Genomic DNA, 21,238 nt, shown 5'->3' with positions numbered 1-21,238 from the left:
CCCACCCGCGACGCGGTCAGCGGCCGGCGGGATCGGCCTGCCGTCGTGTCGCTCGGTGGTCCGGTCAACAGGTCGGTGCCTCGCCCGCCGGCAGCCGGAGCGTGAACACCGAGCCGGTGCCCGGCTCGCTGCTCGCCTCGGCCGTACCTCCGTGCGCGGTGAGCAGGTGACGGACGATGGGCAGGCCGAGGCCGCTGCCGCCGGTGCGGCGGCTGCGGGACTTCTCCGACCGCCAGAACCGGTCGAAGACGTGGGGCAGTTCGTCGGGGGCGATACCGGTGCCGGTGTCGGTGACGTCCAGCACCACCTCGTTCCCGTCGCGGCGCCCCGCCAGGGTGACCGTGCCGCCCGGCGGCGTGTGGCGCAGGGCGTTGGAGACCAGGTTGCCGAGCGCCTGCCGCATCCGGACCGGGTCGGCGTCCAGCCACGGTGTGCCGTCGGTGTCGGTGCGCAGGGTGACACCGGCAGCGTCGGCGGCGACGCGGTGGGCGGCGGCGACCTGGTCGAGCAGTTCGTCGGCGCGGACCGGTTCCCGGTGCAGGCGCAGGGTGCCGGCGTCGGCGTCGGCGAGGTCCTGGAGATCGTCGATGACACGCTGGAGGACGACCGCCTCCTCGTGCAGGGAGGCGAGCAGGGCCGGCTCGGGTGCCACCAGCCCGTCGCGGGTGACCTCCAGCCAGCCGCGGATGTTGGTCAGCGGGCTGCGCAGTTCGTGCGCGATGTCGCTCACCATCGCCTTGCGCTGGGCCTCGAGGCGGGCGCGGCGCTCGGTGAGCTCGTTGAAGGCGGCGGCGAGGATGCCGGTCTCGTCGCGGGTGGTGACGGGCACCCGGACATGCCGGTCCGGCGGCTGCTGGGCGGCCTCGGTCAGCGCGCGCAGCGGCCGGACCAGCCGGGCGGCGACGGCCGCCGTCACCGCCACCGTGACGGCGAGCACCAGACCGGTGGCGACGGCCACCTTGGTCCAGTTGGCCGGTGACAGGTCGAAGCGCACCGCGGGCCGGTCCCCGACACCGAGGTACAGGCCGGCGGCCGGGGCGACATGGGGGTCGAGCTGGGCGCGCAGGGCCCGGTCGGCACAGTCCCGCGCCTGCCGTCGCGTGTGTGGTTCCGCGGCGAACTTGCCCATCGGGTAGCGGGTCTCCAGGTACCGCCGGCGGTCGTCCACGAGGGGGAACAACGGCTGGGGAACGTCCAGTCCACGGCCGTCCAGACAGGTCACCGCCCGCTCGGTCAGCTCGGCGAGCGCCTTCTTCTCGGTGGCCGTGGGGGTGTTGAGCAGTCCGTCGGCGCACTTCTCGGGCACATGGTCGAGGGCGCTGCCGTCGTCGTCGGTGAGGATCGGGCGGCCGCTCGGGGTGCGCTCCACGGTCGCTTCGGCACCGTTGCGCTCGAAGCACAGCCGCCGCTTCTCCGCGAGCAGGTCGAGACGTTCGCGTTCGGCGGCGGGCAGCCGGTAGGGGCCGACGGCCCGCGGGTCGATGCCGTCGCGCTGGGCGCCGCGGTCGGTATAGGTGTCGACGGTCAGCGGGTCGACGGTCGCGGCGGGGCGCGGCGGCAGCGGAGTGCCGGGCGCCGCCGAGTCGGCGATCACCTTGCGGCCGGGGCCGGTCAGGGCGATGCGTCGGCCGATCCGGCCGGACAGCTCGCGCAGGAGGCCGTCAACGCCCTTCCAGTCGGGGTGGGTGGCCGCGTAGCCGCTCAGTTCGTTGAGGACGTCCATGTCGTCGGCGAGGACCTGCCCCTGTTCCTCGCGCAGGGCGCGGGTGGTGGTCTCCACCGCCAGCCAGGCCGTGGCCGCCACCGAGCACACCGCGATGAGCACCGGGGTGATGAGCAGCCGGACCAGGAGCCGCTTGCGCAGCGGTATGCCGGACCTCATCCGCGCCCGCCGCTCAGCTTGTAGCCGACCCCGAACACCGTCAGCAGCCGGACCGGCCGCCGCGGATCGGCCTCGATCTTCCGGCGCAGGTTCATGATGTGCACGTCCACGGCCCGCTCGGTGGACGCCCGGTCCGTGCCCCGGGTGCACTCCAGCAGCTGGCGCCGGGAGAACACCCGCTCGGGCTCCGCGGTCATGGCGAGCAGGATCTGGAACTCGGCGGGTGTGCACTCCACGGGCTCCCCGTCGCAGCGCACTTCGTGCCGCGCGGGATCGACGGCGAGTCCCGCGGCCCGCACGACGGGGTCCTCCCGTCGTTCCGCCCCGCGCCCGCTGCGCCGCAGCACGGTGCGGATCCGGGCCATCAGCTCACGGGGGCTGTACGGCTTGGTCATGTAGTCGTCGGCGCCCAGTTCCAGGCCGAGCAGGACGTCGTCCTCGGCGGAGCGGGCGGTGAGCATCAGGACCGGGACGTCGCCGTTCCGGCGCAGCACCCGGCAGACCCCGAAGCCGTCGATCACGGGGAGCATCAGGTCCAGGACGACCAGGTCGGGGCTCAGCCGCCGCGCGGCGTCCAGCGCGGCGGGGCCGTCATGAACGACGGTGGCGGTGTGGCCCTCCGCCAGCAGGGAGCGCCGTATCAGTTCGGCCTGCATCTCGTCGTCCTCGGCTACCAGTACGTGTGCGCACACCCGGCGGATCCTAGGCGTCAGCGGGCGAGGGAGGCCCGGTCGCCCATGACGACGACGGGGTTGAGGCCCGGGTCGAGCGCCCGCAGCAGCTCTCTCATGTGCTCCTTCGCCAGGCTCACACAGCCCTGGGTGGGCCCCTTGTGGTCGACGTGGATCCAGATGCCGCCGCCCCGGTTCTCGCCCATGGGTCGGGTCCAGTCCAGCGGTGACGTCCCGGGTTTGCGGTTGTAGTTGACGGCGACGACGTAGTCGAAGGAGCCCGCCAGGGGTTCGCCCTCGAAGCCGGTGCCGCTGATGGTGAAGGCGGGGCCGTGGTCGTACGGCAGCCGGGTGCCGGGGTCGGGAAGCCGGCCGCCGGCGTCGGTGAGGGAGAAGACACCGATGGGCGAGTGCAGATCCCCGGCCACGTGATGGTCGGTCCAGCCGCGCAGCGCGTTGTGCGCGGGCCGGCTCCCGCCGACGGCCTCCCAGCCCGCGTCGGTGCGTTCGTACAGGACGGCGGCGGAGCGGGAGGAGTCCTTGTCGCGTCCGGTCACGACCAGGGCCTGGCGGGTGTCGGACGGCACCTTCGCCCAGGTCCTGGAACCGAGTCCGGGCAGTTGCTGCGGGGCCACGTCGATGGTGATGTCGGGTGCGGGCGACTTCTGCTGCTGGGTCCGGGCGGCGGGCCGGCCCTCCTCCGTTCCGCATCCGGCGATCAGGAGAGCGGCGATCAGGAGGGCGGCGGCCCGGGGGTTCGGCGTGATCATGCCTCGACCCTGACGGACACTTGTTTGAAACCCGTCAGCGTCGCGGGTGCGTGCGGCGGAGACTCACGGCGGGCGCGACGGCCACTGCTGCGGGACCCGTCCCGTGGACGGGTCCCGCAGCCGGCTGTCCGCCGGGCGGCGGTCAGCCGCTGACCGTGATGGTGGAGCTTCCGCTGCTCTGGTAGCCCTCGGTGGCCATGATCATGTAGTACCTGAACTGGCCCAGGTTCATGCCCGCGCGCGCCCAGGCGTCGAAGTGGTTGCCGGTGGTGATCGTGCCGGAGCCGCTGGTCACCTTCGACTGCCGGACGCTCCAGTACTGGTCGAAGGTGCGGGTGCCCTCGACGGAGGGGGCGTTGTACCGCGTCGTCTTGTAGATGTCGTACGTGCCGCCGTCGCTGTACACGGTGCCCCGGTGCTCGCCGGTGGGCCGGTAGCTGCCCCAGTTGTCGACGATGTAGTACTCCACGAGCGGGTTCGACGTCCAGCCGTAGAGGCAGCCGTAGCCGTTGCCCGACGGGTTGAACCAGCCGGTGTAACGGACCGTCCTGCGCCCGCCGTTGCCCCATCCCTTGCCGGCGACGAAGTTGCCGCAGTTGGTCCACCTGGTGCTGTAGCTGCCGCCGCCGTTGAGTGTCATGGAGACGGAGCCGCCGCCGTCGGTCCAGAACGAGTAGTACATGCCGTCGTAGCCGGTCTGGTTGGTGGTGATGGTGGTGGCGGCGTGGGCGGTGCCGGGCAGCAGCAGTCCGGACGCGGTGGCGAGCGCGGCCGTGCCGGCGCCGCCGAGGAAGCCCCGTCGGCTCAGGCCGCCGAAGGGAGCGGGGTTCTGCTGAAGCTGGTTCTGCTGCGTGCCGTCCTTGTGCATGCGTCCTCCCGATGAAGGCTGGTGGGGGGCGGGCTGCTGCTGCTGCCCGCGGCCTTGCATGGAACACGGCGGGGGTCACCCGTCGTCGTGCCGCAACTGTCGTTCGGCGGCCATCAGTCTTCGTAGACGCCATGAGCCTGTCAACAGTTTCGACGACCTTTCGGAAACATGAACGCCACCCGTACGGACCTCGGAGAGAGCATCATCGCAGCTGAATGCGCTCTCCACACGAGACGCCACCGCGGACGAATGGACATACGAGTGCAGCACAACGCAAGGAGGGGCGCGGTAATCGAAACTTTCGACATGAAGGAACGGTGGGTGCGGAGGACGAGCGCTGCCACCCCCGAATGCGACGCATGGGCGTCAATGCGCCATCCCAGTCTCTTGGTGTGACTGAAACAGATCGGTGCCTCAATAATTTCGACCGGTTGGCCTACGCTTTGCATGCTCCCGACCCCCAAAAGGGGGTTCGTTGTGTCGTGAAGGGTTTCGCTTCTCGTGGCTGGCACCGGTGTCCGCAGGGTCGTCAATTCGGGACCGCTGTGCTGAGCCGGCCGTTAGGGAAGCCGCAACGCGACCGCGGTGCGAGCGTCGTCGTCGCCGGATGGGCCGTCACCCTGTCGGCCGCCGCCGGTGTGGGGTGGGCCGCCGTCATCGCGGACGCCGAGCTGCACCGGGCCCTCGCGGGAAGCTGTGCCGCGGCCGTCGTCCTGCTGATGGCCCTCGTAGTGATCCTCGCCCGGCGGCTGTCCGCCGAACGCGCACACGGTGCCCGGGAGGCCGCGGTGGCCACCGCCCGGGGCACCGAGGTGGCGCATCTGGCCGCGGTGCGCGTCCCGGCCATCACCGAGCGGCTGCGCACCGGACAGCGACTGGACGGTGTGCCGGGGCCGGTGGCGTCGCCGGAGGAGACCGGCGAGGAGTTCGCCCAGGCGCTGGACTCGGTCGTCGTGGCGCTCGGCTCGGACGCCGCCGTGCACCGCGAGCGGGCCCTGCGCGACTCGGTGCAGGCCGCCTTCGAATCCGTGGCGCGCACCATGCACGTGATGGCGACCGTGCAGCAGCAGGTCCTGGACGAGGTCGAGCGCTCCATCGAAGACCCTCGCCTGATGGCGGGCGTGATGAAGGCCGACCACGCCGCCTCACAGATGACCCGCAAGGCGCAGACACTCCTGGTGATGTGCGGAATCTGGCCCGCCCGTCGGGAGACCCAGCCGGTCTCGCTCTACGACTGCGTACGCGGCGCCCAGTCCCGGATCGTGGAGTTCGCGCGGATCGAGGTGCACGGCGGACAGACCCTGTACGCGGTGCCCCCGGCGGTGGAAGGGCTGATGCACTCCGTTGCCGAACTGCTGGAGAACGCCACGGTGTTCTCACCGTCCAGTTCCCCCGTCGTCGTCAGCGTGCGCGAGGTGGGCGCCGGTGCGGTCATCGAGATCGACGACGCCGGGCTCGGGATGCCGCCGGACGTCCTGCACCAGGCCCTCGGCCAGCTTCGCGACGATCTGGATCTGACCCGCCTGGGTGCGGTGCCCCGGCTCGGCCTGGCCTGTGTCGGGCGCTGGAGCCGGGAGTTGGGCTTCAACGTGGAACTGAGCGGGTCCTCGGCGTACGGCGGCACCCGGGTGGTGATGTTCGTACCCTTCCAGCTCCTGACCGACCCGCTGCCGAGGACCGCCGCACACCGCCGCCCGGCGTTCGAACCGGCCGAGCACGTCAGGCCTGTCGTGCCGGGCGTGGGCGAGGACGCCGCCCAGCCGGCCGGCGCACCCGCCCCGACGACGGCAGGCCTGCCCCGGCGGCGCAGCCGGCGCGGTGCCCACCGGGCCGCAACCGCCCCACGGCACTCGGCGCCCGACCCCCAGCCCGATACCGCGCCCGCCGAACCCTGGACGCCGGAGGCGGCACGCGCCTCGATCGCCAGTGTGATGTCCGGGACGCTGCGCGGCCGGGCGGCCGTCGACGCGGACGGCGACACCGAACCGGCGTCGCCGCCGCACGGCGGACAGTCCCTGCCCAGCAATCCGCACGAGAACGCCGGAGGCCGACCGTGACCGGAACCATCACCCGACTCCCCGACCTGGGGTGGATGCTCCGCCCACTCACCGGGATTCCCGGCGTCCGGCACGCCGTGGTGGTGTCCGAGGACGGGTTGCGTCTCGGGCACGCCTCCGCCGAGAACCTCTCGGGTCCGGTGGCCGGCCTGACCGTCGCCGACGCGGAGTCGCTCTCGGCGGCCTGCGCGGCGATGACCATGACGGGCCGGTCCACCAGCGCGCTGCTGTTCGGGCGGGGGACCGCGACACGCCAGTTGATGCTGGAGACCGACCAGGGGTTCGTGCTGTTCACCCATGCCGGGGTGGGCGCGCACCTGGGGGTCGCCACCGAGCCGGACGCCGACGTGGGCCTGGTGGCCCAGCAGATGCAGTTGCTGGTGGCGAAGATCGGCGCACACCTGAGCAGCCTGCCCCGGGACGAGGCCGCCGCGACGTCATGACGGAGCGGCCTGAGGTGCCGAGGGCCTCGGCGATCCGCCCGTATGTCATCACACGCGGCCGCACGGAGTCCGAGGGCGAGCCGCTGTCCTGGGAGTCCCTGGTGATGACGGCGGAGGCACCGTTCCCCGCCACCCTTCAGCCGGAGCACCTCGCCATCCTGACGCACTGCGAGGGGCTCATCTCGGTCGCGGAGGTGGCCGCTCACCTCGGCCAGCCGCCATCGGTCGCGCAGGTACTGCTCTCCGATCTCCTCCGATGGGGGCTGATCGTGACCCGCCCGCCCATCCCGCAGGCCGAACACGCCGATGTGACCATGCTCAGAAAGGTCCTCCATGGTCTCGAAAGCTGCCTCTGAAACCCTGGCCGACGCCGGCCCGCCACCCGCCGCGGCCGGCGGGAAGTACCTCGACTCGAGCGTGTCGGGCGCGGCGAAGATCCTGGTCGTCGGCCCGCTGGGAGTGGGCAAGACGACACTGATCGGTACGGTGTCGGAGATCGAACCGCTCTCCACCGAGGCATCGATGACCCAGGCGGGCGTCCGGGTCGACCCGGACGGGGACGACGGCAAGAAGACCACCACGGTCGGCCTCGACTTCGGCCGGCGCACCATCGACGGCGACCTGGTCCTGTACCTGTTCGGCACGCCGGGCCAGCAGCGGTTCCTGCCGGCCTGGCAGGACCTGGCCAAGGGGGCGCTCGGCGCGCTCGCACTGGTGGACGCCCGGGACCTGGCGGCCTCGTTCGACGCGCTGGGCAATCTGGAGGACCTGGACCTGCCCTTCGCGGTCGCCGTCAACGTCTTCCCGGACGGCCCCCGACACGCCGCCGACGACATCCGTACGGCCCTCGATCTGCTGCCCGACACCCCGCTGGTGACCTGCGACGCGCGGGACCGGGCCTCATCGTTCCGGGCACTGATCGCCCTGGTCCGTCATCTCATCCACGTCGCCACGGAGTCCTCATGAACACGCCGCACCCCATGGACGGGCCGGCCGTCAGCTGCCCCGTGACCGGCGCCAAGCGCGGGACCCCCGTCACGGCGGCCGCGCTCTACGGGCCCGACCTCGACGGCAACACGATGCCCGCACTGTACGAGGAACTGCGCGGCACGTACGGCCCGGTGGCACCGGTGACCATCGCCCCCGGCATCGACGCCTGGCTGGTCCTGGGCCACCGCGAACTGCTGCAACTCACCCGTGAGGAACAGGACTTCTCACACGACCCACGCCGGTGGAGCCTGCTGCGCGAAGGCCGGGTGCCGGCCGACTCGCCGATCCTGCCGATGGTCGGCTGGCGCCCCGCGCTGCTCTTCGCCGACGGGCAGCAGCACCGCAGGATGCGGGGCGCCGTCTCCGACGCGCTGGCCGGGATCAACGGGCACGAGCTGCGCCGCAGCGTCCGGGCCACCGCCGAGGCCCTGATCGCCGGATTCGCGGCGTACGGCGAGGCCGACCTCGTCGCCGCGTACGCGCGCACGCTGCCGATGCGGGTGATCGCCGGACTGCTCGGGGTGGACGACCGGACCGGCCGGGAGCTGGTGGAGGCGGTGGCGGGCCTCGTGTCCGCCACCCGCGGGGCAGGGGACGCCAGCCGCAGGATGGGCGCCATCCTGCGGGGACTGATCGAGGAGAAGCGGCGGGTGAGGGGCGACGACATCGTCTCGGCGCTGCTGCACCACCCGGCGCGGCTCACCGACGAGGAGGTGCTGCACAACCTGGTGGTCATGTTCGTCGCGGGCAACCAGACCACAATGAACTGGATCGCCACCGCGCTGCGCATCCTGTTCTGCGACCCCACGCTGCGCTCCTCGCTGAGCGGGGGCCATCTCAGCGTGGACGACGCGCTCGACCTGGTCCTGTGGCGCTTCCCGCCCACCCAGAACTTCCCGGCCCGCTACGCCACCCGCGACATGAGATTCGGCGGGCAGGACATCCGGGCGGGCGACATGCTGATCCTCGGCCTGGCAGCAGCCAACGCGGACCCGGAGGTCCTGCCGGCCGACGGCACCCCTGTCGTCGGCAACCGCTCCCACCTGGCGTTCGGCGCGGGCCCGCACACCTGCCCCGCCCAGGACCCGGCCCGGCTGATCACCCGGACCGCGGTCGACACGATCCGGCACCGCCTGCCCGATCTGGAACTGGCGGTCCCGGAAAGCGAGTTGCGTTGGATCAACTCGCCTTGGAGCAAGGGACTGGGCACGCTGCCCGTGCGCTTCACCCCGCCGCAGTCGACGCGGGGCCCGGTGCCCCCTCGGACGGCCGAGGCCCTCGCTCCCGCACGGCCGCACTGACCCGTTCGGAGTCCGTCCTTCCTCGGCTTGTCTCTGCCCCTTCGAAGACCTGGAGCCCTGTTGAACACGTCACCGGTGAACCCCGCGGCCGGCCTTCCGCACCGTCTGGACCCGGCGGGGGGCTGCCCGCACGCGGCCAACGCCCGGCTGCTGGCCCAGGGGGCGGTCACCCCGGTGGTCCTGCCCGGCGACGTGCAGGGGATGGCAGTGCTGGGCCACGACGCGCTGAAGGAGTTCCTCGCGCACCCCGACGTCGCCAAGAACGCACAGCACTTCACAGCGCTGCAGGCCGGGGAGATCCCCGACGGCTGGCCGCTGAAGACGTTCGCCACGGTGCAGGGGATGACGACCGCGGACGGCGCCGACCACCGGCGGCTGCGGTCGCTGATGAGCAAGGCGTTCACGGCCCGCCGGGTCGAGGAACTCCGCCCCTACGTGGTGGACCTGACATCCCGCCTGCTGAGCGGCCTCGAGGCGGCCGCCACCGAGGACGGCGTCGTCGATCTGCGCACCCACTTCGCCCTGCCGCTGCCGATGGGCGTCATCTGCGAACTGCTGGGCGTGGACGAGGCCCACCACGACCGGCTGCACGACCTCTCCAACCAGATCGTGGCCACGGACATCGGTCCGGCCGAGGCGATGGCGGCCAACCGGGAGATGGTGGAGGTGCTGAGCGCGGTCGCGGCCGCCCGGGCGGCCGATCCGGGGGACGACCTCACCAGCGCGCTGATCGCGGCCCGTGAGGAGAGCGGCGACCGATTCAGCCCGCACGAGCTGATCGGCACGCTGATGCTGACCATCATCGCGGGGCACGAGACGACGCTGAACCTGATCACGAACGCCGTACGCGCCCTGTGCGCCCACCGGGACCAGCTCGACCTGGTCCGCTCCGGCGAGGCGAGCTGGGCGGATGTGGTGGAGGAGACCCTGCGCTGGGACAGCCCGGTCAGCTACTTCCCGTTCCGCTACCCGACCCGCGATCTGACCCTGGACGGCACCGTGATCCCCCAGGGCACCCCGGTCCTCGCAGGGTACTCGGCGGCCGGCCGCGACACGCGGGCCCACGGCCCGGACGCGGCGCGCTTCGACATCACCCGCACCGGCGCGTCCCGCCATCTCTCCCTGGGACACGGCGCGCACTACTGCATGGGCGCACCCCTGGCCCGTCTGGAGAGCACCACGGCCCTGGAACTGCTCTTCACCCGCTTCCCGGCCCTGGACCTCGCGGTCCCGGAGCCGGAACTGCCGCGCCACGCCTCGTTCGTGGGGAACAGCGTGCGGAAGTTGCCGGTGCGGCTGAAGGGGTGAGGGAGCGCCGCTTCCGGACTCTCGGGCGAACCGACCGCCCGGTCGACGCGGTCGGGACGCCCACCTCAATCAAATCCCACACGGGGGACAGGCGCGTCAAGCGCAGCGTGCCCGCCCAGGCTCCGAGGACGGCCTCAGGGCACGGTGAAGAGGACCTTGTCCCCGTCCGCGGCGGGGTCCGCCTGCTTGAGCCTGGCCCTGATGCTGGATCCGAGCTGGAGATCCAGGGCGTTGGTCGAGACGACCTTGGCCAGCACGGCGGGGTCGGCCAGGAACACTTTGCCCTCGCGCGGCCTGCCCCGCTCCGCGTCGGTGTCGATGACCGTGGCGTCGAACACCTCGCCCACACGGTCCTTGAGCACCGCGGCCTCGGCCAGGTCCACGGTCTGCCGGGCCGCCAGGCCGCCCTTCCCCCGTGCCGTGTCGCACGGGATGCAGGACAGGGCGTCGAGCACCCAGTTCGGCGGGGCCTTGTCCGCGCACGCCATCACGCACAGCTCCCCGGTGTACCGGTCGACCAGGCGCCGCAGCGGAGCTGTGCAATGGGTGTACGGGGCCGCGATCGCTGCGTGCAGCGTGTACGCCGGCTTCTGGTCGTCGCGGAAGACGGTGTACTCCGCCTTGAGCATCGTGCTCGTGGCCTCGGTGAGGAAGGCAACGTGCTGCTGGTTCCGGGGGTCGAGCTTGCGGACCAGCGTGGCGTACGAGATGCCGGGCCGCCAGACGATGCCCAGGGCCTTCGCGATGTCGTGCAGGCGCTTGACCACGTTCTGACCGGCCTGCTCCTTCTGGGTCCGCAGGATGCCGGTACCCGTGTCGAGCATGATCCGGGCCGCGGACATCCCGGTCATGAGGGAGATCTGCTCGTTCCAGCCCTCGACCGGCAGCGTCGCCACGTAGCGCAGCCGGAACGATCCGTCCTCGAGGGTGACCTCCTGGTCCGGCAGATTCACCGAGATGCCGCCGCGCGCGATCTCGACAGCCTCCCGCAGCTCGCCGATCTCCCGCAGCAGGGCGAGGGACTCCTCCGCCGTGCCGTTCTGGATGGCCTGCTGGGCGTAGGCGTAGTCGAGCCGGGCCCGACTTCGGATCATGGCCCGGCTCACGGACGAGTCGGTCAGATTGCCGTGGGCGTCGAGGTCGTGCTGCCACAACAGGGCGGGGCGGTCCTTGTCCGGCAGCAGGCTGGCCGCGCCCTCGGAGACGACGGGCGGGTACAGAGGCACCTTGAGGTCGGGAAAGTACAGCGTCTCGATCCTGTCGTGCGCCTCGACGTCCAGAGGGCTGCCCGCCCTGACGAAGGTCGCCACGTCCGCGATGGCGTAGTACACGCGGTAGCCGCCACCGGGCCGCCGTTCCAGGTGCATGGCCTGGTCGAGGTCCTTCGAGGCCGGCGGATCGATCGTGAAGAACGGTAGGTGGGTGGCGTCCTTGTCGGGCAAGCGCGCCTCACCCGCGGCCTTGTCGGCCGCTTTGAGGACGCGCTTGGGGAAGCCCAGGGGGACCTTCAGCTCCGCGCGGAGTTCCTCCAGCGCGGTGCGCAGAGCGTCCTGGGCCTCGGCAGACATGTGCGTCAGGCGGCGTTGCATGCCCCGAGCGTAGGGCGGCGGTCATGAACCGGCGCGGCGAGCGGGGCCGGGCGGCGGAGGAGGCCAGGCGGCGGCGGCCGCGCGGGGAGGGGACATCGCCGGAGGGCGCGCGACGACAGTTACCGGCACCTCGCCGCGTTGCCGGATCGCCCGAAGCACGCCCAGCATGGGGGCGACCCTCCGCCCTGCGACGCACCACGTCGGTCTACGGGGCGGGCGGTGGTGAGGGTGTGCAGCGTGAGGAGCGCGGCGCCGGAGGCGATCCGGTCGGCGGTCAGGAGAAGACCCGCTTCCGCGGCGGAGCGCCCTCTCGGTGATCCGGCCATCGAAAACGCTGCCGCGGCGGCAGCCGTCCACATGCCGGCTGACCTGAGGGCACGGCCCCACGCGCCTGTGCGGAATTCCCCGAACCCCGGACGGCGTAAGGGCCCACCCACTACGTTACCTGCCATATCGGGAGTGGTTTCCCGAACCGGTCCTGAGGGGTAGGGAACCGGCACTGCACGCTGGGGGGAACATGTCAGACATATCCGGGGCGATCGACGCCCTGTTGGAAACGCGCCTGCGTCAGCTTCCGGCGGTGGAGTGTGAGAGCTCCCGCTGGAAGACGCTGGGCGAGCGGCTGGACGAGCTGGACACCGCCCTCGCCGACCTCCGCGTCCACACCACCCTCGATCCGGACCTCGCCGCCTCCCTGACCGTCCCTCAGCTGCCCGACATCCGTGCCGGTGCGGCCGAGGTCGCCGACTCCTTCCGGACGATCGCCGCGCGCTTCACCCGGCCCACCGTCAACCTCGGAGTGAGCGGGGCGGCCCGAATGGGCAAGAGCACCCTGCTGCAATCGGTCTCCGGCCTGGGCGACCAGCAGATCCCGACCGGTCACGGCATCCCGGTCACCGCCGTACGCAGCCGGATCTTCCATTCGCCCACGGTGCGCCGGGCCGAGCTGGAGATGCACAGCCCGGAGAGCTTCCTCGCCGAGGTGATCGTCCCGCTGCACACCGCCGTCGGGCTCGCCGCGCCGCCGCGTTCCCTGACGGAGTTCGCCGCCCGGAAGTACCCGAAGGCGGACGAGGAGACCCGCAAGCGCCTGCTGCTCACCCGGCTGCGGGACCTTCAGAGCGCACTGCCCTCGTACGAGCACCTGCTGACCGGCGGGGTGAAGTCCGTACCGCTGGAGGAGATCCGCCCCTACGTCGCGTATCCGACCAGCGAGGAGATCAAGGCCGCGGGAGCGGACGGAGTTCCGCGCGCCTACGCCGCCGTCCGCGAGGCGCGGATCGAGTGTCCCTTCCCGCACGAGCACGTGGCCCGCATCGGCATCGTGGACCTGCCGGGCCTGGGCGAGGTCACCGCCGACGCCGAGCAACGCCATGTGGACGGGCTGCGCAACGAGGTCGACGCGGTCCTGGTGGTCAAGCGCTCCTCCGACACCTCCGCGTTCTTCGACGAGACCGACGCCTCCGGGATGTCCCTGCTGGACCGGGTACGCGGCCATGTGCGCAGCATCGGTGAGTTCACCCACGTCGTGCACAACCTCGACCCGGACAAGCCGCATCTCACCGAGGACCTCCGGGGGGATCTGCTGCGCAACCTCAACGGCGGGGAGGCCGACCGCTTCATCACCGTCCTGGAGACCGACGTACGCGATCCGGGCCGGGTCGGCCGTGAGGTGCTTACGCCCCTGCTGACCAAGCTGGCCGACGGGCTGCCGGTGATGGACGCCGAGGTACTCTCCGGCACCCGTGGCCGCGCCGCCGCGGTGCGGGACCGGATCGGGCTGCACCTCACCGACGTACGGCGGGTGCTGGAGCAGGTGGCGCGGCGCGCGGGAGTGCCGGAGGAGGTCAACGACGCCAAGGCCGAGCAACTGCGCAGCGGGGTCGCCAAGCGGCTGCGGGTGCTGGTCGCGGAGCTCGCGGCGGAGGCGAACCATCCCGCCGACCCGGGCTTCGTCCAGGCGGTCGAGTCCGCCTACCAGGGCGTACTGGATTGGATCGACGACGGTTTCGGGCGCGGCGCCGAGGCCTGGCAGGACCTGGCCCTCACCCGGATGATCACCGAGGGGCATCCGGCGGACTTCGCCGGACACGAGTTCAACCGGATCCGGGTCGAAATCAGCCGCCGATTCGCGGCACTCGACGACTTCTTCACCGAGCGGCTCACTGACGCGTGGGACCGGGCGGCGGCGGCCGTGGCGGCCGAGTGCGGCGCGCTGTTCGCCGAATCCGCCGACGGCGGGACTTCCTCCGGCCGGGCCGTGCTGAGCCGCCTCGCGGAACTGTTCGAGGAATCCCCGCAACCCTGCCCGGGCCTGGCCGCAACGGTCCACAGCCTCCTCGACGTACGCCTGGAGTACCGCACCCTCCTCCACCCCCGGGTCCGTCCCGACCTCGCCCCGCTGAACATCCAGGTCACTCACCCCGACACCGGCGAGGAGATGCAGCAGGTGGCGGTGCCGCTGACGGAGGAGGGCGCCAAGGAGCTGTACGGCATCTTCAACGGCCTCGCCGAGCAGGCGGCGTTCCGCATCCAGAAGTCGCTGCTGCGTGAGGCGGCCATCCCGACGGCCGTGGTCCACGCGCTCCTCGAGCAGTTCGAGGACACCCTGATCCGCTCCGGCACCTCGGAGCAGGAGTTCCGCCGCTTCGTCCGCAGCTATCGCAACGACCTGTGGCCGGAGGAGTTCCGCGGTATCGACGAGGCCAACAGACGCTTCGCGCGGGTGGTCAGGGTGGTCCACGAGATCGCCGTTCTCACGGAGCGGGAAGGGGAGGCGCTGTGATGGACGCCCAGGGCCCGGTTTTCGAGTACAAGATCGGCCTGCTGGCGCCGAGCCAGGCGGGCAAGAGCACCTTGATCGCCGGCCTGCTGACGGAGGGGCAGCGACTGCTGAACCGGGAGACCGCGGTGCAGCTGACCGCTGCCGACCGGCCCACCCGCAACCGGATCGCCACCACCGACAACCTGGTCAGCGGGGCGCTCAAAGCCCGGGTGTTCCAACCGAAGCTGATGCCGAGCACGAGCGACCCGTCGTGGTTCCGGCTGCTGCTGGAGCCCCGGGGCCGGGACGTGCCCATCAGATTCGACATCCTCGACTATCCCGGCGGCTGGCTGGAGAACGGCGGCGAGAGTTTTGAGCACGAACACAAGTGGAACGAGTGCGAAGCGTTCCTGGCCGACAGCTCGGTGCTGATCGTGCCGATCGACTCGGTGCTCCTCATGGAGGCCGGCGCCGAACACGCCCCCCTGCTGACATCCCAGCTGCGGGTGTTCCAGATCAAACAGGTCGCACTGCGGTGGGCCAAGAACCGCCGGGAGCGGACCGGCGAGCCCGCGATGGTGATCTTTTGTCCGGTCAAGTGCGAGACGTATCTGCCGGACAGCGGCAGTCTCCAGGACGAGTCCGCGGAGCTGAGGCACCAGGTCGTCGACCAGTTCAGCGAGGTGCTGGAAACCATCCGGGAGGCCGCACCGCATGCCTCGATCCGCTATCTGCCGATCGACACCTACGGGTGCGTGGAGCTGGTCTCGGCTCGCTGGACGCCACACGCCGACGCCCCGGGCGGGGTCATCCTGGTACCCAAGTACCGGGTCCGGCCGCCCGGCACCATCGTCAGAAAGGGCCTGGACGACCTGATCAGCCTGCTCTGCCGCCAGTTGGTCGACACCGCACGCATGCAGAGCGAGCAGACCACCGCCCAGCGCCAGGCAACCGCCCGGCACTCCAGAGAGTACGCCGATCTGCGCGAGGGCTTCTTTCGCGACCTGTGGCTGAAGGTCAACGGGGAGCGCAGCCGGCGCGAGCGCGTCGCCGACAACCACCGGGAGCGCTACCTGGAAGCACAGGAGACCACCAAGTCCCTCCTCGACGTGCTGGCGGCCTTGGCCGAGCGGCAGAACGGCCCCCGCCTGCACCACCTGAGCTGACCCGGCCCGCTGAAGGTAAGGGACCCTCCTCGTGCGCATGCACCTGCGTACTCGCGGCACACCACGCGGACTCGACTACGCATTCATCAATTCCGCACCCGGCACGCGGTGGTGGGACGCGTACAGTGACTGGATCGCCACCGAGCGGCCCTGTCTGCTCGCTGTCGCCGAGGGCGGCCGGGAGCACTGGCGGGTGCTGCTCAGCGGCATCCCGTCGGCCCGCACCGACTCCGGGGGCAGGCTCATCTACTACACCCTCGTTCTGGAGGGCGCGTACGACACCGCGGAGGAGAACGAGGCGGTCGTCCTGAGCCTGGCCTCCCACCTGCTGGCCGACCTCGCGGCGGACGAACAGGGCCGTGGGGAGCTGTCCGGCCTCCTCGACGGGCTGTGCCCGGCCGAGGAGGTGGACCCTCTCCTCGCCGCCCCCGCCGAACACACCGCGGCCCGCGCGGCACTGACCGACCGGCTGCTCACGGCGATCACCGCCCTGGAGCCCCTACGGTACGAGGCCCCCGCCGGACACATCGGGAACGCCGACCGGTGGATCGCCGGACGAGCGGCCCCTGGGTCCGCGGCGGCTTTCCTCACCCGGCTGTCGGCCCTCCTCTCCGGCAAGGAACGGGGGCAGGCGCATCTGCTCAACCTGGTGTCCGAGGCTCAGGACGTGGTCGACCTGTTCCCGGGACGACTCGCGGTCCTGGTCGAGGGAGGCCAGGTCGGCGATCCGGCCATGCCCTTCGAAAGGCTGCCGGCGCTGGGGCCGCCGCGGCCTCTCGTTGCTGCCGCCCCTGCGGGACCCCACCCAAAAGCCTGGTGGCGGACTCCGACGGCCCGGGCGTCGGTGGCTGCCTTGCTCCTGCTGCTGGTCCTGGCCGGGGTCCTCTGGATCTCGGCGGTGATTTCCTGACCCCCGGCAAGAGGCGCGCTCTTCTGAACATCCAGGTCGGCGTCAGAGTGCCGCTGCCCGACCACGAACTCGGCTTCGAGAGTGCGCCGGTATTCGATGAGAGCTGGCTGAAGGAAAACCGGCTCCTGGAGTTCCGCTGCGAGTTCCGGCCGACCGGGGAGCGAGTCCGGGCGCGGCTGCGAGCAAGGCTTGCCGTCGCTTGGCGGGACGCCTTCCGGGTGCGTTTCCTGGGTGAGATCCTCCCTCCACGATTCGAGCTGATCAGGGTGGAGAACCTGGACTTTGTGGTGGCACGGGACGGGAAGAGGGTCTTCGACGTCGTCGAAGCCCGCCCGGAACAGGACGGTCACTCACTCGTCGTCCCGGTCCGCTTCGGTGGCAGCCTCCGGATCTCGAACATTGTCTACAGCATGAACAAGTCCGTGGAGCGTATGACCGACCTTCGCTCCGGCCGGGCACACGGCTAGACGCGGTGCTCGGGCAGGTTGGCGAGGGCTTCGTTGTGGCGAGCCCGTTTGTCGTAGCGGGTGGCCAGGGCGCGCCGGTACGGCAAACGGCCATCCTGGGCACCTGACGCCTGATCAGAATAAGCGTCACGAGCGTCATTTCAGCGTCAGGATGTCGCCCGGAACGCCCACACCGCACCTCATGCGCATGGACAAGACCGCAGCCCAGGAGCCCTTTGCGGCCGGTTCAAGGATCGCGACGCACTCCACATGATGCGTCATCGGAAAGACGTTGGCCTGAGCGAGCCGAAGAAAAGGCCAGGTCAGAACCTCCTTCTCGGCTCGCTCTGCAGCTTGGAGGCGCCCAGAGCGTCAAACGGGCGTCACGGCAGACGTTGTCGCCGACCGACAACGCCCTGACCGTGTTCCTCTCCGCCGAGGCTGGTGGCGGCCGGCTCCGCCATCTCCCGGGCTCCACGCCGTGATCGCGTCTCCCTCAGCGTCCGGTGCCGTCGGCACGGTCGCGCCGTGACCCCATGGAAAACCGTGACGCAACGGCGGGCGGCGGGCCGGCGCTCGCACCTCTACCCGTCGGGGGGAAGTGGCGCGGAGGGGTGGTTGGGCCGGTTCACGGCCGAGTCGCTCCGGCGGGTGGTGCGGGGCCGGTGGAGAGGACGTGGTCGACGGCGGCGTTGAGGGTCTCGGTCTCGGCGATGAGGACGGATTCGCGGGTGGGCAGGGCGCGTTCGACCGAGAGTCCATTGAGGACGGTGAGAAGGAACCTGACGTTGCGGGTGTGGTCTCCCGGGGGCAGTGCGCCTTCCTCGGCGAGCACGGTCAGCCAGTGTTCGACCCGGCGCTCCGCCTCCCGCTCATGGCCGAGGTACGCGGCGCGTACCCGTTCGGTCGGCTCGGGTTCGATGAAGGCCCGATACATCGTGCCCCATGCGGTTCGCGCGTCCTCGCTGGTGCCGATCGGTGCGAGAACCTGCCGCAGACAGTTCAGCAGCCGTTCGCGGGGCGGCAGTGTCCGGTCCCGGATCGGGTCGCCGGGCAGGAGGTGTTCGTAGATCCGCGCGAGCAGGCTGTCCTGCAGGGCGCGCTGGGTGGGGAAGTGGAACCTCAGCGAGCCGGTGCTCACTCCCGCACGCGCGGCGACCGCTCGCACGCTCAGCTTCGCCGCCATGTCCTCGGCGATCATCTCCGCAGCGGCCTGGAGGATCTTCTCGCGTGTTTCCATGCTCCGCTTTCCTTCGCTTCTCCCCAGCCTCCCACTGTACTAGCACGCCGTACTAGTACAGTGTGCTAGCGTTTCTCTAACACGCCGTACTAGTGACGGTCGGTGCGGCTGATGTGCGCAGGAGGGGCGGAGCATGGCCTGGAAGAAGTGGGCGGCGTCGAAGCGCCTCAAGCCGGGAGACGGCAGGGAACTGCAGCGGTTCCGCTGGTGGCAGCTCCCCCTGCGCTCCCTGTTCTGGCTACGGCTTCCCGGTGCCGGCGGACACGCCCGCCTGCACGCCGTCGACGTACGGCACTGGGCGCGGTTGGACAACAGCAAGATCCGGGCGCATCTGTTCCTGGACGGCAGGCACGTGGCCGAGTCGAAGCTGCCGGCGGTCTTCCCCGTCGACGGGGGCGTCATCGAGGTGGCAATGAGCAACTACGGCATCAAACGCTGCCACTACCGCCCCCGGGACGGACAGCCGCGTCAGCTCACGCCCGACCCGGCCTCGGCGGAGGGACGGCGGGCGCGCTTCGGTGCCCGCCGTCCGGGACTGAGCCGGGCGATCGCCATGGGATCGGTGCTGCTGCTCGTCATCGGTGTGGGCCTGAACCTGTTGCAGCTCGCTGAACCCCTCTCACACATTCCTCCCGTCACGCAACGGGTCGGAACGTTCGAATCGCCGGTACACCTGCCGATCTGGCTGAACCTCGCACTGGGGGGCGGGGCCGTTCTGGCGAGCATGGAGCGCGCGCTCCGCCTGCGGTACTCCTCTCTGCTCGACGCGGCGGGTCACTAACCCCTCGAAGCGAGGAAGGCACGACCACGTCAGCCCTCTTCGGCCGGCTTGCCGCACGACCGGCACGGCCCGGCCCGGCCGCACGAAACGACACGAGTACGACGAAAGGAAGATCATCATGATCCAGTCGAGGCCCAGGCCCGCCGCCCGGTACGGGGCGGCGCTCGCCGCAGCCCTCATGGCCCTGACCGGGTGTTCGTCCGGCGCCTCGGGGCCGCGCAGCACGTCCGCGGGGGCCACGTCGGCCTCCGTCCCGTCCCCGGGCCCGCTCACGTGGAGCACGTGCGGAAAGAACCTCGAATGCGCCACGATCAAGGTGCCGCAGGAATACACCGAGCCCGATGGCACGCAGATCCCGCTCGCGGTCATGCGACACCGGGCCACCGATCCCGACCGCCGCATCGGCAGCCTGATCTTCAACCCGGGCGGGCCGGGTGTTCCCGCCACCGAAACTCTGCGCAACCTGCCCAAGGCGGCCGGCACTCCTGGCGTCTTCTCGGACGCGGTGCTCGCCCGATTCGACATCATCGCGATGGATCCGCGCGGCGTCGGCGGATCGCAGGCCGTTCGCTGTCTGACCGACGAGCAGCGAGCCGACGCCGCCGGCACCGCCTTCGACCCGGCCGTCCCCGGGGGCAAGCCCCTGCCGCGGCTGCTGTCCGATGCCGCCGTGTTCACCGACGGCTGCGTCGAACACCACAGCAAGAAGTTCCTGGCCAGCCTGTCCACCGACAACGTGGCCCGCGATGTCGACCAGGTCCGCTCCGCGCTCGGCGAGGACAGGATCACGTATTACGGCTTGTCCTACGGCACCGTGGTCGGCCCGATGTACGCCACCCTGTTCCCAGACCGCGTCCGCCAGATGGTGCTCGACGCGCCCGTCGACACCAACCTGTGGTTCGGCAACTCCCTCCCCTTCCTCAACGACGTCGCCGTGGCGAGCGAACGGACGCTCAACTCCTGGATCGAGACCTGCCGCACCGAAGGGACCGCGGTGTGCCCGTTCGGCGCGGGAGACCCGCAGGCGGCGTTCGACACTCTGATCAAGACGCTGGAAGCGAAGCCGCTGAAGACCGCACCCGTCAAGGACACCACCCCGGGCGGCGAACTCGACGGCGCCATGGCCCTCGAGGCCACCCGAGCCCTGGCCGGCGACCAGAACACCTGGCCCTTGCTGACCTCGGCGCTGCTGGCCGCACAGGACGGCAACGGCGCACCCCTGTACACCCTGTGGAGCAGCGTCACGGTGTCCCCCTTCCCTGTCCCCACCGCGATGTTCGAAGCCCACACCGCGGTGCGCTGCGCCGACTGGCAGACCCCGGCCGGCATCGCCGCACACAAGGCCGCGGCCACCAAGGTCGTCACTGAGGCCAGGCGGATCGGGCCCCGGGCCGCCTACTCCGCCCTGAACTGCGCTCGGTGGTCCGCGCCGAACAAGGACCGCGTCCTCAAGCCGCTCACCGGCGCCGGTACGCCGCCGGCACTGGTGGTCGCGGGCCGACTGGACCCCGTCACCCCCCACCACTGGGCCGAGAACATGACCCGCACCCTGGACTCCGCGGTCCTGCTCACGCGTGAAGGAGTCGGACACGGCTCCTACGGCATCAACTCGTGTGTCAATAGGGCAGTTGACGCCGCCCTCGTCCATGGCACCCACCCCGCCGACGGCACCGTATGCAAGACGGACAAGCCCGCCACCACCCGTCCCCTTGTCTTCGCGAACCGTTGACTCACAGCCGATCTTCAACGGCAGACGTGGGGTTCCTTCCCGGCCCGGACGGCAAGCCGACGGTGAACGTCGCGCGGGCCGCACGGCAGGACCGCCCGGACGGCGGTGTCCGGTATGCAGGCACGCCGAACCCCTCCATCATGCCGCGTTCATGATCGCGTCGCCGCTGCTTCGCGAGCCGTTTCGTAGCGTTCACGGCAGCCGCAAACGCGGCGTGAAGCGCGCCGATGTGGTTGACGAGCGCTGCTGCTGGCCCTCCCGGACCGCAGCCGCCTGGAACCCGGCCCCGCAGCCGCCTGGCCACCTGCCTGCACCGGCCTCCG

General features: G+C 71.0%; 18 protein-coding genes. 12 read left to right on the top strand and 6 right to left on the bottom strand.

The annotated features are described in order from the left end of the window. Nucleotides 1–64 precede the first annotated feature (64 nt). The 4 genes from ACZ44S_RS12810 to ACZ44S_RS12795 form a co-directional block, all read right to left on the bottom strand. Nucleotides 65–1,882, bottom strand: a complete 1,818-nt coding sequence (locus tag ACZ44S_RS12810; protein WP_466927771.1) for a sensor histidine kinase — start codon at nucleotides 1,880–1,882, stop codon at nucleotides 65–67. Next, a complete protein-coding gene (locus ACZ44S_RS12805; protein ID WP_466927768.1) occupies nucleotides 1,879–2,574 on the bottom strand; it encodes a response regulator in 696 nt (231 codons plus the stop codon). The genes ACZ44S_RS12810 and ACZ44S_RS12805 overlap by 4 nt, the downstream gene beginning before the upstream one ends. 17 nt (nucleotides 2,575–2,591) lie before the next feature. Further along, nucleotides 2,592–3,323: a L,D-transpeptidase family protein gene (locus tag ACZ44S_RS12800; RefSeq protein ID WP_466927766.1), complete on the bottom strand. Its 732-nt coding sequence runs from the start codon at nucleotides 3,321–3,323 to the stop codon at nucleotides 2,592–2,594. A 142-nt stretch (nucleotides 3,324–3,465) separates the two neighbouring features. Next, nucleotides 3,466–4,191, bottom strand: coding sequence for a glycoside hydrolase family 11 protein (locus ACZ44S_RS12795; protein WP_466927764.1), 726 nt, complete (start codon nucleotides 4,189–4,191; stop codon nucleotides 3,466–3,468). 548 nt (nucleotides 4,192–4,739) lie between these two features. Here ACZ44S_RS12795 and ACZ44S_RS12790 point away from each other — a divergent pair. The 6 genes from ACZ44S_RS12790 (at nucleotide 4,740) to ACZ44S_RS12765 (ending at nucleotide 10,290) form a co-directional block, all read left to right on the top strand. Continuing rightward, on the top strand, nucleotides 4,740–6,248 hold the full coding sequence (locus tag ACZ44S_RS12790) for an ATP-binding protein (protein ID WP_466928082.1): 1,509 nt from the start codon (nucleotides 4,740–4,742) through the stop codon (nucleotides 6,246–6,248). Next, nucleotides 6,245–6,691: a roadblock/LC7 domain-containing protein gene (locus ACZ44S_RS12785; protein WP_466927762.1), complete on the top strand. Its 447-nt coding sequence runs from the start codon at nucleotides 6,245–6,247 to the stop codon at nucleotides 6,689–6,691. Before ACZ44S_RS12790 ends, ACZ44S_RS12785 begins: the two co-directional genes overlap by 4 nt. Beyond that, nucleotides 6,688–7,047: a DUF742 domain-containing protein gene (locus ACZ44S_RS12780; RefSeq protein ID WP_466927760.1), complete on the top strand. Its 360-nt coding sequence runs from the start codon at nucleotides 6,688–6,690 to the stop codon at nucleotides 7,045–7,047. Before ACZ44S_RS12785 ends, ACZ44S_RS12780 begins: the two co-directional genes overlap by 4 nt. Before the next feature lie 61 nt (nucleotides 7,048–7,108). Further along, on the top strand, nucleotides 7,109–7,657 hold the full coding sequence (locus ACZ44S_RS12775) for a GTP-binding protein (RefSeq protein ID WP_466928080.1): 549 nt from the start codon (nucleotides 7,109–7,111) through the stop codon (nucleotides 7,655–7,657). After that, nucleotides 7,654–8,982: a cytochrome P450 gene (locus tag ACZ44S_RS12770; RefSeq protein ID WP_466927758.1), complete on the top strand. Its 1,329-nt coding sequence runs from the start codon at nucleotides 7,654–7,656 to the stop codon at nucleotides 8,980–8,982. Before ACZ44S_RS12775 ends, ACZ44S_RS12770 begins: the two co-directional genes overlap by 4 nt. Nucleotides 8,983–9,042: 60 nt before the next feature. Further along, the gene (locus ACZ44S_RS12765) at nucleotides 9,043–10,290 is read left to right on the top strand and encodes a cytochrome P450 family protein (RefSeq protein WP_466927755.1); all 1,248 of its coding nucleotides are present in this window, start codon (nucleotides 9,043–9,045) and stop codon (nucleotides 10,288–10,290) included. Between the two features lie 134 nt (nucleotides 10,291–10,424). Here ACZ44S_RS12765 and ACZ44S_RS12760 read toward each other — a convergent pair whose 3' ends face one another. Continuing rightward, complete coding sequence (locus tag ACZ44S_RS12760; protein WP_466927753.1) at nucleotides 10,425–11,879, bottom strand: RNB domain-containing ribonuclease; 1,455 nt, start codon at nucleotides 11,877–11,879, stop codon at nucleotides 10,425–10,427. Between the two features lie 517 nt (nucleotides 11,880–12,396). On the opposite strand from ACZ44S_RS12760, the gene ACZ44S_RS12755 reads away from it, so the two are divergent. Genes ACZ44S_RS12755 through ACZ44S_RS12740 form a run of 4 tightly spaced genes read left to right on the top strand, consistent with a single transcriptional unit; the run spans nucleotide 12,397 to nucleotide 17,186 of the window. Next, nucleotides 12,397–14,664: a hypothetical protein gene (locus tag ACZ44S_RS12755; protein WP_466927751.1), complete on the top strand. Its 2,268-nt coding sequence runs from the start codon at nucleotides 12,397–12,399 to the stop codon at nucleotides 14,662–14,664. Then, nucleotides 14,661–15,809, top strand: coding sequence for a hypothetical protein (locus tag ACZ44S_RS12750; protein ID WP_466927748.1), 1,149 nt, complete (start codon nucleotides 14,661–14,663; stop codon nucleotides 15,807–15,809). Before ACZ44S_RS12755 ends, ACZ44S_RS12750 begins: the two co-directional genes overlap by 4 nt. 37 nt (nucleotides 15,810–15,846) lie before the next feature. Further along, nucleotides 15,847–16,719, top strand: coding sequence for a hypothetical protein (locus tag ACZ44S_RS12745; RefSeq protein ID WP_466927746.1), 873 nt, complete (start codon nucleotides 15,847–15,849; stop codon nucleotides 16,717–16,719). Between the two features lie 47 nt (nucleotides 16,720–16,766). Then, entirely contained in the window at nucleotides 16,767–17,186 is a 420-nt protein-coding gene (locus tag ACZ44S_RS12740; protein ID WP_466927744.1) for a hypothetical protein, read from the top strand. A 607-nt stretch (nucleotides 17,187–17,793) separates the two neighbouring features. Here ACZ44S_RS12740 and ACZ44S_RS12735 read toward each other — a convergent pair. After that, on the bottom strand, nucleotides 17,794–18,405 hold the full coding sequence (locus tag ACZ44S_RS12735; RefSeq protein ID WP_466927742.1) for a TetR/AcrR family transcriptional regulator: 612 nt from the start codon (nucleotides 18,403–18,405) through the stop codon (nucleotides 17,794–17,796). A 133-nt stretch (nucleotides 18,406–18,538) separates the two neighbouring features. Between ACZ44S_RS12735 and ACZ44S_RS12730 the strand changes: the two genes are divergently transcribed. After that, on the top strand, nucleotides 18,539–19,186 hold the full coding sequence (locus tag ACZ44S_RS12730; protein ID WP_466927739.1) for a hypothetical protein: 648 nt from the start codon (nucleotides 18,539–18,541) through the stop codon (nucleotides 19,184–19,186). Nucleotides 19,187–19,304: 118 nt separating this feature from the next. Further along, nucleotides 19,305–20,915, top strand: coding sequence for an alpha/beta hydrolase (locus ACZ44S_RS12725; protein WP_466927737.1), 1,611 nt, complete (start codon nucleotides 19,305–19,307; stop codon nucleotides 20,913–20,915). The last annotated feature ends 323 nt before the right edge of the window (nucleotides 20,916–21,238 follow it).

The organism is Streptomyces malachitofuscus (assembly GCF_055571035.1).
Note: the sequence above shows the minus strand (reverse complement) of the source record. Positions and strands in the feature narration are given on the sequence as shown.

Coding starts and splice junctions, on each gene's coding strand:
- ACZ44S_RS12760 (WP_466927753.1), bottom strand. CDS start 11,879: ATGCAACGCCGCCTGACGCACATGTCTGCCGAGGCCCAGGACGCTCTG.
- ACZ44S_RS12730 (WP_466927739.1), top strand. CDS start 18,539: ATGGCCTGGAAGAAGTGGGCGGCGTCGAAGCGCCTCAAGCCGGGAGAC.
- ACZ44S_RS12810 (WP_466927771.1), bottom strand. CDS start 1,882: ATGAGGTCCGGCATACCGCTGCGCAAGCGGCTCCTGGTCCGGCTGCTC.
- ACZ44S_RS12780 (WP_466927760.1), top strand. CDS start 6,688: ATGACGGAGCGGCCTGAGGTGCCGAGGGCCTCGGCGATCCGCCCGTAT.
- ACZ44S_RS12770 (WP_466927758.1), top strand. CDS start 7,654: ATGAACACGCCGCACCCCATGGACGGGCCGGCCGTCAGCTGCCCCGTG.
- ACZ44S_RS12725 (WP_466927737.1), top strand. CDS start 19,305: ATGATCCAGTCGAGGCCCAGGCCCGCCGCCCGGTACGGGGCGGCGCTC.
- ACZ44S_RS12745 (WP_466927746.1), top strand. CDS start 15,847: ATGCACCTGCGTACTCGCGGCACACCACGCGGACTCGACTACGCATTC.
- ACZ44S_RS12800 (WP_466927766.1), bottom strand. CDS start 3,323: ATGATCACGCCGAACCCCCGGGCCGCCGCCCTCCTGATCGCCGCTCTC.
- ACZ44S_RS12795 (WP_466927764.1), bottom strand. CDS start 4,191: ATGCACAAGGACGGCACGCAGCAGAACCAGCTTCAGCAGAACCCCGCT.
- ACZ44S_RS12755 (WP_466927751.1), top strand. CDS start 12,397: ATGTCAGACATATCCGGGGCGATCGACGCCCTGTTGGAAACGCGCCTG.
- ACZ44S_RS12735 (WP_466927742.1), bottom strand. CDS start 18,405: ATGGAAACACGCGAGAAGATCCTCCAGGCCGCTGCGGAGATGATCGCC.